The organism is Olsenella urininfantis (assembly GCF_900155635.1).
In the GTDB taxonomy this organism is placed as follows: domain Bacteria; phylum Actinomycetota; class Coriobacteriia; order Coriobacteriales; family Atopobiaceae; genus Olsenella_G; species Olsenella_G urininfantis.
Window position 1 is genome coordinate 642,107 of sequence record NZ_LT732540.1, and the last position, 14,944, is coordinate 657,050.

The following is a 14,944-nucleotide window of genomic DNA, read 5'->3' on the forward strand; positions in this document are numbered from 1 at the left end:
GCAGGGAAGGGCCCGGTCAACGTGTATCTCAAATCTCTTGCGCTCAAGGGTTTCAAGTCCTTTGCGGACAAGACGACCATGGTGTTCGACCCGGGCCTCACCGTGGTGGTGGGTCCCAACGGCAGCGGCAAGTCCAACATCTCGGACGCGATACTCTGGGTCCTGGGCGAGCAGAGCGCGAAGATGCTGCGCGGCCAGGCCATGGAGGACGTCATCTTCTCGGGCTCCTCGGGACGCTCGGCCGTGGGTCTGGCCGAGGTCACGCTCACCTTGGACAACACCGACCATGCCCTGCCCATAGACTTCTCGGAGATCGCCCTCACCAGACGCATGTACCGCTCCGGAGAGTCCGAGTACCTCATCAACGGCGCCCCAAGCCGCCTGAGGGACATCACGGACATCCTGCACGACTCCGGCCTTGGCAAGGACACGCACTCCATCATCTCCCAGGGCAAGCTCGACTCCATACTGGCGAGCCGGCCAGAGGAGAGGCGCGAGCTCATCGAGGAGGCCGCGGGCATCTCCAAGCATCGTCGGCGCAAGGAGCGCTCCGAGCGCAAGATCGCTGCCATGCAGGAGAACCTGCTGCGCGCCAAGGACATAGAGCGCGAGATCGCCCGCCAGCTCAAGCCCCTCGAGAGGCAGGTGGACAAGGCCCAGCGCCACAAGGCCCTGACCGCTCGCGCCTCGGAGCTTACGAGGATCCTTGCCGTGGACGACCTGCGCCAGCTCCAGAGGCGCTATCAGCGGCTCGAGGAGCGTGGCCGCGAGGCCGAGGCCGCCATAGAGCTTGCGCAGTACCGCTTGGACGGCAAGACCGCCGACCTCGAGCGCTACCAGTCCCTTCTCGAGCAGAAGGGCATCTTCGTGGGTGATCTGGGCGAGCAGCGCCGCCGCATGCAGGACGTGCTGGGTCGCATGGACTCCGACATGCGCCTCCTGGAGGAGAAGGGTAAGAACATGGTCTCGCGCCTCTCGGAGATGCGCATGAGCCTGTCCGCCATGGAGCGCCAGCGCTCCGAGGCCGCCCTGTCGCACGAGAGCGCCGCGAGGGAGCTCTCGGAGGTGCGCGTGCAGGCGGAGGAGCTGCAGGGGCGCGTGAGCGAGCTGGCTCCCGCGGCCCGCGAGGCAAAGGAGCGCAGGAGGCAGCTGGGGAGCCGTGTGGCGCAGCTCACCGCAGACCAGAGGGCGGCGCAGCGCGAGGCGGACCAAGAGACGCTGGCGTATGCGAAGCTCCGTGACCAGATCTCCAGCGCCGAGGTAGAGGACCAGATGTTCGCCAGCCGCCTGGCGCAGATCGCGGACGCGCTGGACCTTGCCCAGGCCGCCGTCGATGAGCGTGGCAAGCGCAGGCGCGAGCTCGAGGAGCGGCTCTCGGCCGCCCGCAAGGCGGGGGAGGAAAGCGCCTCTCGCGTCGGCGGATGCAAGGAGACCCTGAGGCAGGCGCGCGCCGGCGAGTCCAGCTCACGAGACAGGCTCTCGCGCAGCCGGGCCACGCTCTCTGCCCTCGAGGCGGTCGACTCCCAGGCAGAGAACGCGAGCGCGCTGGTCGCCGCCCTCTCCCGGGAGGCGGGAGACGAGGTCGGCTGTCGCCTGGCCGATCTGGTGGAGGCCCCGGCGGAGCTTGAGAAGATCATCGAGTCCCTTCTTGGGGAGGACCTCTCGGCCCTGGTCGTCGGCAGCGGCGAGTCCGTGATCGGACTTGCCGAGAAGGGCCTTTCCCTGGGCGTGCGGGGCCGCGCCGCCCTGGTGAGCCTTTCCGAGGGGCCGCATGGCCGCAAGGTCGAGGACGGCCTTCCCGGCAGGAGCCTTGCCGCGGAGCTGACGATACGAGAGGATGCGCGCTCCTTGGTGGAGAGCCTTCTGGGTGACGTCCGCCTGGTGGAGGGGGCTCGCGAGGCGGTTCTTGCCCACGAGAGCTGCCCCGCGCTCACCTACGTGAGCCTCGATGGCGTGTGCGCCCTCCCCGACGGCAGGACCATAGTCGGGCTCTCCTTCGGATCAGAGCAGGGGGCCCTCGAGCGCAAGCGTCGCATGCGCTCGGTGCGTGAGGGCATGCCCGCCCTTGAGACGGCCCTTTCCGAGGCGTCCGCGGCAGTCGCTCGGGCCGAGGCGGAGCTTGCCTCCGCACTCGACGAGAGCGCCCAGGCCAAGGGCGAGGAGGCACGCCTGGCGGGTGAGCTCTCGTCCGTGGGCTCCGAGCTCGCCCGCCTCGAGTCCCAGCTGCGTCAGGCCAGCTCCGAGAAGGAGCAGGTCATCAAGGGCCGCGCCGCCGCGGGGGAGCGGGCGTCGAGGGCACGCGAGGAGGTGGAGCGCCACAAGTCCCTGGCGGCTTCCGCAGCCGCACGTGCGAAGGAGCTTGCCGAGGAGCTGGAAGAGGTCTCGGGGCAGCGCTCGCAGGCCTCGCGCGAGGAGGGGGACACCGAGGGCAGGCTCTCCGAGGCAAGGCTCAAGCTTGCCACGGTCGCCGAGAGGCGCAACCACCTTGCCGTGAGCGAGGAGCAGCTCGCCCGTCAGCTCAAGGACCTCGACGCCAGGCGTGAGAGGACGCTTGCCACCGCAGATGCCCTGGAGGTGCTGCGCCTGCGCGTGGAGCCCCTGCACGGGCGCTATGACGCAATCCGGGAGCGCGCCCTCGCGTGGGCGGCTCGCCTGAAGGACCGCGCCTCCCTGGCGGAGGCGGACTCCGACTCCCTGAAGAAGACCATCTCGGACGCGCGCGAGGCCGTGTCTGCCGCAGCGGGAGAGCTCGAGCGCGCCCGCGCGTCCGAAGGCGATGTCAAGGTGGAGAAGGGAAGGCTCGAGGTGCAGGTCGAGGGGGCGATACATGCCATCACCGCGGACGGCTTCCCCCTGGAGGATGCCCTGGAGCTCCCCGAGCCCGAGGACCGAGGCGCCTTGGAGGGCGAGCTCTCTCGCCTCAGGCGAGACCTCGAGCACATTGGGCCCGTCAACGAGGTCGCCATGGACGAGTTCGAGCAGCTCAAGGCCCGTGCGGACTACATCCGCGAGCAGGTGGAGGACCTCGAGCGCGCCCGCAAGTCCCTCCAGAAGATCACGGCTGCCATCGAGCGCAAGATGCGCCGACAGTTCCTGGTCATCTTCGATGCCGTCAACGGCAACTTCGCAGAGATCTTCTCCCTGCTCTTCCCTGGCGGCCAGGCCCATCTGGAGCTTCTCGACCCAGACCACCTGGACGAGACCGGCGTGGAGATCGTGGCGCAGCCGCGCGGCAAGAGGATACAGAAGATGACCCTCATGAGCGGCGGGGAGAAGTCTCTCACGGCGCTGGCCCTGCTCTTTGCCGTCTACAAGACCCGAACGGTGCCGTTCTATGTGTTCGACGAGGTTGAGGCCGCCCTTGACGACTCCAACCTCTCCAAGCTGCTCGACGCCATCGAGCGGCTCAAGGAGTCCACCCAGCTCATCGTCATCTCCCACCAGAGGCGCACGATGGAGCAGGCGGACGTCCTGTATGGTGTGTCCATGCAGGCCGACGGCGTGAGCCATGTGGTCAGCCAGCGCCTGGACAAGGCAAGCGGAAAGGTGGTCGATGCCTGATGGGCCTGAGGGATAGGCTTCTGCAGGGCCTGACGCGCTCGCGCGAGGCCCTGAGCGAGATCTTCTACATGGGTGGCGAGGTGGACGAGGAGTTCTGGGAGGAGCTCGAGGACCGTCTCGTCATGGGTGACATGGGTGCCGAGGTTGCGCTCAAGGTCTCGGACGACCTTCGCGAGCAGGCGGCGCGAGAGAACCTTCGCAGCGCGGGCCAGCTCAAGGAGGCGCTCGCCAGGCGCCTCTCGGAGCTCTTTCCCGCTGCCGCGCGCGACCCCTTCTCGGACGTCCCGTCCTGCGTGCTCTTCGTGGGCATAAACGGTGCCGGCAAGACCACCACGGTGGGGAAGCTCGCGGGCGCCGCCCATCAGGCCGGGCTTGGCTGCGTCATTGGCGGGGCGGACACCTTCCGTGCCGCAGCAATCGAGCAGCTGCAGGTCTGGGGAGAGCGCTCCGGCTGCGAGGTGGTCACCCGCGAGCGCGGCGCAGACCCCGCGAGCGTCTGCTACGACGTGGTGGCCCGCGCCGAGGACACGGGTGCCGACCTCGTGCTGGTTGACACGGCAGGTCGCCTGCACACCAGTCCCGAGCTCATGCGAGAGCTGGCCAAGGTGGTCAGCGTCACCCGCAGGCGCGCCCAGATGCCCGTGTGCGTGGTCCTCGTGATCGACGCCACCACCGGGCAGAACGGCCTTGCGCAGGCCAAGGAGTTCAACGACGCCCTGGACCTTGACGGCCTCATCGTCACCAAGCTCGACGGCACCGCCAAGGGCGGCATCGCCGTGGGAATCGCAGACAAGCTCAAGCTCCCCATCTTCCGCATTGGCGTGGGAGAGGGCATAGACGACCTCCAGGCCTTCGACGCGCTCGAGTTCTGCCGCGCGCTCGTGGGCGCTGGCGAAGGGAAGTAGCGCATGTTCGACAGCCTCTCAGACAGACTCCAATCCACCTTTGACGCCCTCAGGGGCAAGGGACGCCTGACCGAGGACGACATCAGCTCCGCCATGAGAGAGATCCGCATGGCCCTGCTCGAGGCGGACGTCAACTATCGCGTGGTGAAGGGCTTCGTGGCGGCGTGCAAGGAGAAGTGCATGACCGCCGAGGTCCTCTCCTCGCTGACGCCCGCGCAGAACGTGGTGCGCGTCGTCCTGGACCAGCTCACGCAGCTTTTGGGCTCCAGCGAGTCAAAGCTGGTGCTGGCGCAGAACCGCACCCCCAACGTGATCATGATGGTGGGCCTGCAGGGCTCGGGCAAGACCACGGCCTCGGCCAAGCTGGCCTACCTGCTCAAGGCGCAGGGCCACAGCCCGCTTCTGGCTGCCTGCGACACACACCGACCTGCCGCCGCCGACCAGCTTGCCACCCTTGGCGGCGAGATCGGCGTGCGCGTGTGGCGCGGCGACGGCAAGGATGCCGTCAGGGTGGCCTCCGAGGCCATCCAGGAGGCGGTCGATCACCTCAACGACATCGTGATCGTGGACACGGCCGGCCGCCTGCAGATAGACGAGGAGATGATGGCCGAGGCGGTGGCCATCAAGGACGCGGTCAGGCCGGACCAGATCCTCATGGTGGTGGACGCCATGGGTGGCCAGGACATCGTGAACGTGGTCTCCACTTTTGCGGAGCGCGTGGATTTTGACGGCGTGATCATGTCCAAGATGGACGGTGACGCCCGCGGCGGCGGCGCCCTCTCGGTGCGCGAGGTGACGGGCAAGCCCATCAAGTTCGTGTCCATGGGCGAGAAGCCCGACTCCCTCGAGGTGTTCCATCCCGACCGCATGGCAAAGCGCATCCTGGGCATGGGCGATGTCTACGGCATCATCGAGCAGGCGCAGAAGGTGGCCGACGAGCAGCAGCTCGCCGACGCCGAACGCATGCTGCTCGAGGGCTTTAACATGAACGACTATCTCGACCAGCTGCAGCAGATCCGCAAGATGGGCGGCCTCCAGAAGATGATTGGGATGCTGCCCGGGGGCGAACGCATGCTGAGGCAAGGTGGCTCTGACATGGCCGACGAGGACCAGCTGGTGCGCATAGAGTCCATCATCCGCTCCATGACCACCGAGGAGCGCCTCAAGCCCAAGAAGATCAACGGGCAGAGGCGCAAGCGCATCGCCGCAGGCTCCGGACGCAGCGTGCAGGAGGTCAACCAGGTCCTCAAGCAGTGGGGCGAGATGAACAAGATGATGGGCAAGATGCGGCAGTTCGCCAAGGGAGGCTCGTCCAAGAAGTCCATGCGCCAGATGCGCGGCATGATGCGCAACATGGGCATGGGAGGAATGGGCGGCCTGGGCGGCATGGGCGCAGGCAAGCTTCCGTTCTAGGCGACGCGGGCCAGCGCGCTAAAGTGCTCCAAAGCGCCTCTCTCGGCCGAGAGAGGCGCTTTTTTACGTGTCTAACCACATCTAGGTGCCCTGCAGGTGGGCCAACGCGTCACTCTCGGCCGAGAGAGGCGCAATCGGTGTATTCGCCCACCCCCAGAGGCCCCACGGGTGGGCAGACGTGCCCCGACCGCTCAGAAAACTCCCCACATGGCAAATTCGCCCACCGGGACTCTCTCGATGGGTGAACCAAACCACACGCCTGCGGTGCGGGTATCTCGGCCGTCGAGCCTAGCTGTGGACAACCACCACGTCACCAACCTCGACGAGCTCGAAGAGCTCGGCCGCAGCCGCGGGCGGCAGGTTGACGCAGCCGTGACTGCCGTTGCCCCAGTAGATGCTGCCGCCAAAGCTTCCGCGCCAGCCCGCGTCGTGAAACGCTATGAGGTTGTCCTTGAACGGCATCCAGTAATTGACATGGCTCTTGTAGTCGGGCTCACCGTCGTGGTTCTCGTCCAGCCCGAGCAGGGTCTGGTCGGTTGACATGTTGGAGTTGATGGCCCAGACGCCCTCAGGGGTGCCACGGTCCTCGCTGGGATCGCCTGACACCAGGGAAGACTCCCAGATGAGGGACCCGCTCCCATCGTACATGCGCGCATACTGCTCGCTCAGGTCGCAGTCGATGTATCGATTTCCCCAGTCGGCACCGCCGGGGTTGACGGTGGCGGCAGTCGAGCTGTAAGGAATCTCGACGTTCGCGGCGCTCCCGGAGGAAATGTTGTTGTAGAGGGTGTCTGCCAGCGCCTGGCCGTCCACGCACCAACCGTAGCAGCCGCCCGAGACGCTCACCTGCTTGCCGTCGGCCCTGGTGTAGCTGCGTGCTGCGCCAACGCTGTCATGTGCCTTCGAGAAGTCCCCACGCGCCCAGGTGACCATGGCATCCTTGTCCAGGCTTACGGAGAGGTCGTCTGCCACCTTGACCCAGGCAGACACGGTGTCCGTGCCCAGCACCTCGGGGCTTTGCCCGTTGGAGGTAAGGGTCTGCGTGGCGGACAGCATCTTGTTTGCCTGCTGCTGCGCGTCGACCAGCTGCTTGGTGGAGCTCGTGATGCTCGGCTGAACGAGCACGTCCTTGTCCAGGGTCACCGACGACTTGGAATGGGCGAAGGCCTCGACCAGGCGCTCCTTCACCAGGCGGGGATCTATGGCAGTCCCAGGCTTCTCGGGCATCATCTCGAAGCGCTTGCTCTCGGCGCTGTAGCTCAGGCTGGCGTTCGTGGGCTGCGTGGCACCCTTATTGGTCTCGGCTATTCCGCTCTCTATGATGGCGTCGAGCTTGGCCTCGTCGAAGCGGGGAGTGAGCTTCGCCTCGAGCCTGTTGCCCGAGACGATCAGGTAGGGCCACGCCCAGACGTTCTCCTGCTTGGTAGCGTTGTCAACGGCGGCCGGCCAGCTGGAGTCCAGCCCGATCTCCGACGCCTTCACGCTGAAGCTCGTGCCGTCACCGCTCACGGCGAGCTCGTAGCTGCCAAGCTCCCTCTCGTAGCTCCTGGCAACGCTCTTCGCGCTCTGCAGCGAGACGTTGCGACCGTTAAGGGTGGTGTTGGGCATGTAGACGCTCGACCATGCGACGACTCCGCCAAGGTAGAGCAGGGCAAGGCCGCCCAGGCTGCCCACGACGAACTTGGCCGTGCGGTGCGTGCCCACGCGCCTGCCCCTGCAGGGGATGACGCCTGCCGCCCCCGCAGGCAGGCCCCCCGTCGTCTCGCCGGCATCGCCTCCGCCATCCCCTGGCGCGGCCTCGGTCCTGAAATGCCTGCCACGGCCCCCCGACGGGGTGGCTGGCGCCGCAGGGGAGGCGAGCGCGGCAAAGGCCTGCTCGTGCGGAGACTCGTCGCCTGTCAGGATTTCGAACTGCTTGGTATCGCTCATGGGTGAATCTCCGAAAAGCTATCAATTAGCAGCCAAAAGGCTGTACTTTTACGCAGTATGTGCCATTCTAGCCCTTGCAAGTACCTTTCGACGAATGGTTGCTCACTTGATGCCAATCACACGTATCGCCGAGTTGTCAGACGAGAGGGTCAGCCCCTACGTCCGCCTCAGCGACCGTCAGCTGCGACGTGCCGACGACCCTCAGGAAGCGTTGGTGATCCTCGAGAGCCTCCTGGTGATTGGCTCTGCGGTTCGTGCCGGCCTCGACCTGAGGTCTGTCCTTGTGGACGAGAGGCACCTCCAAACCCTGCTCGAGACCATCCCCGAGCTGCATGACCTGGATGTCCCCCTCTATGTCGCCGAGAGGGGGCTCCTCTCGGACATGACGGGCTTTCACGTTACCCGGGGCTACCTTGCCGCGGCCAGGCGGCCCGCATCGAAGGACCTCTCCTCCCTGCTCCAGCGCGCCAGGCGCGTTGCCGTGCTGGAGGGGCTGACGGACATCTCTAACGTGGGCGCGCTCTTCCGCTCTGCTGCGGCCCTGGGGGTGGACGCGATCGTCCTGGCCCCGGACTGCGCAGACCCCCTCAACAGGCGGTCTGTCCGCGTCTCCATGGGAACGGTCTTCCAGATCCCCTGGGCCGTGGCGTCGGGACCCTGGCCGGAGTCGCTTTTCGACCAGCTCCGCTCCCGTGGCTTCAAGAGCGTTGCCCTGGCACTGGACGAGAGGGCCCTCCCCCTTGACGACCCGAGCCTTGCCTCTGTCGAGCGCCTCGCGCTCTTCTTTGGGAGCGAGGGCTGGGGCCTCTCGAGCGAGACGCTCTCGTCCTGCGATTGCAGCGCCGTCATCCCCATGTCTGCGGGAGTAGACTCCCTGAACGTCGCCGCCTCGAGCGCCGTGGCCTTCTGGGAGCTCTGCCGCAAGGGCCGCTAGCGGCCCCGCATCCTCCGCCCGCGCGCCGCCTGCACGTGTTCCCGCAGGAAGGCATCGACCGATGGGGGAGGGAGCCGCCCCATTGCCTGACGCTACTCCTGCGGATACCTGGGGGCGAAGCCGTCGTCGCGGTTGAGGATGTTCATGAACTCCTCGCCGGTGATGGTCTCCTTCTTCTGGAGGTAGTGGGCGATCTCGTGCAACTTGAAGCGGTTCTCCCGCAAGGTCTTGAGAGCGGTGGAGTGCCCCTCCTCGACAAGAGTCTTGACCTCCTCGTCAACGTCGCGCGCCGTGCCCTCGGAGCAGGTGAGCTCTGAGCCGCCTCCCAGGTAGCGGTTGCGACTCTCGCCCAGGGCCATCATGCCGAACCTCTCGGACATGCCCAGCTGGGTGACCATGGCTCGGGCGATCTTGGTCGCCTTCTCTATGTCGTTGGCGGCGCCAGAGGTCATGTGGCCGAAGATCAGCTCCTCCGCCGCACGCCCGCCGCAGAGAACGGCGATGCGCTGCTTGTACTCCTCGCGGGTGGTGAGGTAGCGCTCGTCCTCCTCGGCCTGCATGGTGAATCCCAGGGCGCCCGAGGTGCGCGGCACGATGGTGATCTTGGAGACGGGCGCCTTGCCGTCCTGTACCGCCGCCACGATGGCGTGTCCCGTCTCGTGGTAGGCCACTACCTCCTTCTCGTGCTCCGAGAGGACCGTGGACTTCTTCTTCTCGCCGGCGATGACGGTGTCCACCGACTCCTCTATGTCGGTCTGCGTCACGCGGGTGCGACCCATGCGCACGGCACGCAGCGCGGCCTCGTTGATCATGTTGGCGAGGTCCGCCCCCGACGCCCCCGGGGTCTGGCGCGCCACGGCGGCGAAGTCCACCCCGCCCTCCATCTTCACGTCGCCCGCGTGCAGCTTGAGGATGGCCTCGCGGCCGGTGAGGTCAGGCAGCTCCACGGGGATGCGACGGTCGAAGCGGCCAGGGCGCAGCAGCGCCGCGTCGAGGGAGTCGGGGCGGTTGGTCGCGGCGAGCACCACGATGCCCTTGTGGTTGTCGAAGCCGTCCATCTCGGCCAGCAGCTGGTTGAGGGTCTGCTCCCGCTCGTCGTTGGTGTTGAGCCCCGCATCGCGCTTCTTGCCCACGGTGTCGATCTCGTCGATGAAGATGATGCAGGGGGCCTTCTCCTTGGCCTGCTTGAAGAGGTCTCGCACCTTGGCGGCGCCGCGGCCCACGAACATCTCCACGAACTCAGACCCGCTGATCGAGAAGAACGGGACCTTCGCCTCGCCGGCGACGGCCTTGGCCAAAAGGGTCTTGCCCGTGCCCGGAGGGCCGACGAGCAGGGCGCCGCGAGGGCACCTCGCACCGATGGCGGCGTACTTCTCGGGGTGCTCGAGGAAGCTCACGATCTCCTCGAGAGACTCCTTGGCCTCGTCCTGGCCGGCCACGTCAGAGAAGGTGATGCCGGTCTCCTCGCCCTTGACCTCCTTGGCGCCCGAGCGGCCAAGGCCACCGGCTCCCAGGCCAAAGCCCCCGCCAAAGTTCATGGAGGGCCCATCCTCTCCCATGGCCTTCTTGAGACGGCGGTTGAGCAGCCACGCGCCGCCAAAGATCATGATGAGCGGCAGCAGGTTGATGAGCAGGTAGAGCAGCATGTTCGCGCTTTGGCTGGGAATCTGCGCCGAGAAGGTGGCGCCTGAGTCCTGCAGGCGCTTCACCAGGCTGTCGTCGTTTGGCCAGAGCGTCGTGTGGAACTCCTTGCTGTCCATGCCCGAGCCGGTGGTGAAGGTGATGTCGCCCGTGCTGGTGTCAAGCTTGACCTGCTTGACCTCCTTCTTGTCGACCATGCCCAAAAACTCGCTGTAGCTGGTCTCCTGGATCTGCCCGTTCATGATGCTGGGGAACAGGAAGGTCCTCAGCGCAATGACTGCGGCAGCGGCGATGATCAGGTACAAGATCATCGACTGCCTCTTCTTCTTGTTGTCCATTTCCATCTCTCGTCATCTCCTGGCGCCACGATTGCCGTGCGCCGATGGGTTGCCTGGCTCCGTATGCCCCTGATACCCATGCGGGTGCCCTTCGATCTCTGGCGAGAGGAAACGCGCGGCGTCTCCCGGATACCTCCTCAAAAAGCAGGCTAGCCCCTCTCGGGCAGCACGCCGCTGCGGTATGCCTCCAGCAGCGCCCTCAGCTCCAGGATCTGCTCGCGTATGTCGGCCCCGGTGTCGGTGTCGTCTATGCGCAGCAGCCGAGGCTCGTGCTCGATGACCGTGACCTCGCTCTCTATGTCTGCGTTCTCGTCCAGGGCGGCCTCCACGCTCTGGAAGGGGCGGTGAGCCTTGATGCGCATGCCCGTCGCGCCAGAGATGAGCGTGTAGCCTGCGATGCCGGTCTTCCTGTGGTAGGCGGAGCAGAATCCCCCGTCGATGATGAGCAGCTTCCCGCCTGCCCGCATGGGGCTCTCGCCGCTCTTGGCCTTTACGGGGGTGTGGCCGTTGATGATGTGGGAGTGGCTTCCCGAAAGGCCAAACTCCGCCAGCACGCGGTCGCAGACCGCGGGGTCGTGCGTGAGGCGGTAGTAGGGGTCCTCTGGCTCCACCCAGGTCTTGCGGTCCTTCACGAAGGCGCGCTCGAAGGTCTTCACCACGCGCCCCGAGAGGGGGGAGTGCCTGCCGCACCAGAGGTACCACATCCAGTCCAGGCTCACCTGGTCCGCCTGGTGCCAGGCGCGCCGGGCGATGCGGTCGCAGAAGTCCAGGTACGCACGGCCCCTGTAGGCAACGCCCTCGCAGAGCACGGGGCTGAAGCTGCCGTCCTCCTCAAGCGGGATGCAGCCATGGAAGAGCAGGTTCCCGTTGCGCACCAGGTAGATCGAGCCCTTCTCGAAGAGGAAGCCCACGTGGCGCCTGAGCCGGTCGGACTCGCGGAAGGCGCTCGTGAGCCCGTCCATAACCTGGCGCTCCTCGTCCGAGAGCTCGAAGGGGCGCGCGGTGTTCAGGGTGGGGAAGTCCTGGGTGCGCAGGCGGTGGTCGGTCTCTCCTATGCGCACGCTGACGTCGTCCACGTCCGTCTTGTCAAGCAGCAGTCGCGACTCCATCTGGAAGTCCGGGTTGCGCATGATGACCTGGCCCTCGAGCTTGAAGAGGATGACGTCGATGGCCTTCTCCATGGGGCTGATGACATCATAGCCCACATAGGTCTTCTCGGCGAAGAGCGCCAGCTCGCGCAGGCTGATGCCATAGGCGCTCTCGAGCACGTCAAGGGAGTTGTAGCGTACGCTTGACCTCACCACGGTCGCCACGCACGCCTCAGACCCAGCCGCAGCCCCCATCCAGCAGATGTCGTGGTTGCCCCACTGGACGTCCAGGGAGGGATAGCCCATGAGGTGCTCGATGATGCGGTCCGCATGCGAGCCGCGGTCGAAGAAGTCTCCCACGATGTGCAGGTGGTCAACCGCCAGGCGCTTGATCAGCGAGGCAAGGGAGCAGATGAAGTCATCCGCGCTGCCCGTGTCGATGATGGAGGAGATGATGCGCACATGGTACTCGTGGCGGCTCGTCTCGCCCTGCGCGGAGGCGTGCAGGAGCTCGTCGATGATGTAGGCGTAGGCCACGGGCATGGCGCGGCGGACCTTTGATCGGGTGTAGCTGCCCGAGAGCCAGCGCGCCAGGCGCACCAGCTGCATGAGGGTGGTGTCGTACCAGGCGGGGGTGGTTACCTGCTGCCGCCTCAGGCGCTTGAGCTTCTCGCGCGGGTAGTAGATGAGGGTGCAGAGGTCCGCGCGCTGCGAGAGGCCCAGCTCGTCGGTAAACATGCGGTCAACCTGCTCGCGTATGACGCCGGAGCAGTTGTTGAGTATGTGCACGAACGCCTCGTACTCGCCGTGGACGTCGCTCATGAAGTGCTCGGTGCCCTTGGGCAGGTTGAGGATCGCCTCGAGGTTGATGATCTCGGTGAAGGCCGACTGCGTGGTGGGAAAGCTCTGCGAGAGCAGGCGCAGGTACTTGAGCTGCTCGGCATCGTTGGGCCGCAGATGCTGCGACATGTGGTCCTCCTTGGCATTTGAGGTGCGTGTCCCCTCTACTTGTCGCAGACGGCACGCTTCGGCTCAATGCGCAAGCTGTGGATTTCCGCACGCGGTAGTAGCCCGCAGACGATTGCGCCTTTCCGGACGCCTCTTCTCTTGGCCAGGCCTCAGTTGGGGCCTCCGCCGAAAGTGCCTGCGGGCCTCCGTCAAAGCTCCCGCCGGACTCTCCGCTGGCCTTATCTTGTCTCTTGCCGCAGAATATGAGCCTAATTGCTAAAAAAGTGCGGCGAGAGGCAAGATTAGCCCGCGGCCCTGGCGCGACTGCTGGTAGCACGGCTCCCTGGGTGCGGGCTTGGCCAATCCCTCTTCCAGCGAAGCGTACGTTTGCCAAGGCGCAGCGCGCGCCATCCCTCGCGGTAGGGCTTGCGCAGGCGAGAGGGGCGCCCTGGCCTCGGGATGCCGTACTGTTCCAGCAGCCGCTCGAAGAAGCGCAGGTTGCATACGTCGGCGTATGAGAAGCGCATGACCGTGAGCCCCGCGGCGCTCAGGCGGCTCTCGCGCAGGCGCTCTGCGGCGAGTACCTCCACCACGCTGCGGCCGCTCATCATTGCGGGATTCTGGTACTTCTCGTGCCCATCGAGCTCGCCGACCACCCTGCGTCCGTCGGGAAGGGTCCACAGGAAGTCGACGCGATAGCTTCGGCCTGCGTTCAGGGGGTCTTCTATCTCCACCTGTAGTCGCGGAGCCTGAAAGCCAAGCTCAAGCATGGTCGCGCGAGCTATGGACTCGCCTCCGCTCTCCGCCCGCGCATCCGCAAGCTGCAGCACGGCCAGCGCCTTTCGCAGGCCCGTTTCCTCGCGGTGGCGCACGACGACCCGATCTGCCAGGCGCTCCCAGTCGTCAAGGCCCAGCCTTCGCAACGCCGAGTCCGCAAGCGCCAGGCCGTCCCGGAGGCCCATGCGCCTCAGGCAGTCGAACGTGGTCTCCTCCAGGGTGGTCATGCGAATGCCGTCCACCATCACGCTTGCGCGGGCGCTTGAGGCATGCCGGCAGATCTCGTCCGTGCTTCTCGTTGGGGCGTGCGCAGGGGTGAGGATGTGGAGGCGGGAAAGCGACTTCAGTGGAACGGACAGGCCGTGCGCCGCGCCGGCAGATATATCGCAGAACACCCAACCTGGATGCCTGCGAGAGAGCGTCCTCATCAGATGGAGGGCCCTGTCTCGCTCGCCCAGCGCGCTCCATGCCTCGGGCCGTACGTAAAGGCCGCGGTGGGGGGAGATGAGCCTGCCGGCGCATTTGAGTCTTTGGAGCTTGCTTGCGTCGGCTTTCGTGCGGGCGTGCGTGAGCATGCGCGCTGCCTCGTCCTCCTCAAGGAGGGTGCTAATCCTCTGGTTCGCCTCGCGAGACACCGCACCACCTCATCTTTTGGCTCCAGGCTCTGTGGGTCGGTAGATACCCCGTGAAGGAGATTGCCAGTCAGCGCGCCGACCCGTCTTGCGTTCGCGGGCGTCCAAAGGCCCGCAGCCGGCCCGAAGAGCAGTCTGCCAGGAAGGCCTCCTGCCGCATTGGGACCGCTGGCCCCACCCTCTCTTGATCGACGCCCCTGTCGGTCCAGCCATCCTGGGTCCAGCCATCCTGAGCCCAGCTCCCGCAGAGTCGGTCATCTTGTCTCTCGCCCCACTTTTGCGGGCAATTCGGCCCAACTCTGCGGCAAGAGACAAGATAAGCCGCGTCCCGGCAGCCTGAGGCTCTCCGGGACACCGCGACCCGAGGGCATCTGCGGCTGACTGGCGGTCGGGGCGAAGCCCACGGCCGCATCGGCGCGTGCACAACGTGTGCGTCCCGCCCAAACTGCCGCCTGCGTCCCAAAGGCTGCCGCTGGCGTGCTATCATCGCCCCAACAAAGGCTGTGAAGGGGACGAGTACCCGGGGCAGCGCGGTCAACAGAGAGCGGGGGAGCTGAGAGCCCGCGGCCGTGTCCTGGAGAAGATCACCCCGGAGCCGCGGCCCCAACGCAGCGCCGGCGTGCGCCTGCAAGTAGGCGTCGTCGGAGTGGCCGCCGTCACAGGCCAGCCGAGTTTGGCGGATTTCCGCTCGCTGGGTGGTCACAAGCGAAGTGTCGTGCAAGCGCTTCGTCCCAGCAGGAGGGACGGGCGCTTTTTTGCGTCCGAGGGGTGCCCCGCA

General features: G+C 66.3%; 8 protein-coding genes. 4 read left to right on the top strand and 4 right to left on the bottom strand.

What is annotated here, in order from left to right; all coding sequences use genetic code 11:
* Window positions 1–21: 21 nt before the first annotated feature.
* The 3 genes from smc to ffh are packed head-to-tail and all read left to right on the top strand — an operon-like array spanning window position 22 to window position 5,879.
* Window positions 22–3,561 (top strand): chromosome segregation protein SMC, encoded by a 3,540-nt coding sequence (gene smc / locus CZ375_RS02895; RefSeq protein ID WP_077597806.1) that lies wholly within the window; start codon window positions 22–24, stop codon window positions 3,559–3,561.
* Window positions 3,561–4,466, top strand: coding sequence for a signal recognition particle-docking protein FtsY (ftsY, locus tag CZ375_RS02900; protein WP_077597807.1), 906 nt, complete (start codon window positions 3,561–3,563; stop codon window positions 4,464–4,466). The genes smc and ftsY overlap by 1 nt, the downstream gene beginning before the upstream one ends.
* A 3-nt stretch (window positions 4,467–4,469) precedes the next feature.
* Window positions 4,470–5,879 (top strand): signal recognition particle protein, encoded by a 1,410-nt coding sequence (gene ffh, locus CZ375_RS02905; RefSeq protein ID WP_077597808.1) that lies wholly within the window; start codon window positions 4,470–4,472, stop codon window positions 5,877–5,879.
* 288 nt (window positions 5,880–6,167) lie between these two features.
* Here ffh and CZ375_RS02910 read toward each other — a convergent pair whose 3' ends face one another.
* Window positions 6,168–7,808 carry a L,D-transpeptidase family protein gene (locus CZ375_RS02910; protein ID WP_077597809.1) on the bottom strand — a complete coding sequence of 547 codons (1,641 nt, stop codon included), beginning with the start codon at window positions 7,806–7,808 and terminating at the stop codon, window positions 6,168–6,170.
* A gap of 109 nt (window positions 7,809–7,917) precedes the next feature.
* Between CZ375_RS02910 and CZ375_RS02915 the strand changes: the two genes are divergently transcribed.
* The gene (locus CZ375_RS02915) at window positions 7,918–8,742 is read left to right on the top strand and encodes a TrmH family RNA methyltransferase (protein WP_200799680.1); all 825 of its coding nucleotides are present in this window, start codon (window positions 7,918–7,920) and stop codon (window positions 8,740–8,742) included.
* A 92-nt stretch (window positions 8,743–8,834) separates the two neighbouring features.
* Here the strand turns inward: CZ375_RS02915 and ftsH are convergent, their stop codons facing one another.
* From ftsH to CZ375_RS02930, 3 genes are all read right to left on the bottom strand, one after another.
* A complete protein-coding gene (gene ftsH / locus CZ375_RS02920; protein ID WP_077597811.1) occupies window positions 8,835–10,727 on the bottom strand; it encodes an ATP-dependent zinc metalloprotease FtsH in 1,893 nt (630 codons plus the stop codon).
* Window positions 10,728–10,870: 143 nt separating this feature from the next.
* Window positions 10,871–12,778 (bottom strand): fructose-1,6-bisphosphatase, encoded by a 1,908-nt coding sequence (locus tag CZ375_RS02925; protein ID WP_077597812.1) that lies wholly within the window; start codon window positions 12,776–12,778, stop codon window positions 10,871–10,873.
* 281 nt (window positions 12,779–13,059) lie between these two features.
* A complete protein-coding gene (locus CZ375_RS02930; RefSeq protein ID WP_077597813.1) occupies window positions 13,060–14,169 on the bottom strand; it encodes a type IV toxin-antitoxin system AbiEi family antitoxin domain-containing protein in 1,110 nt (369 codons plus the stop codon).
* Window positions 14,170–14,944: the final 775 nt, after the last annotated feature.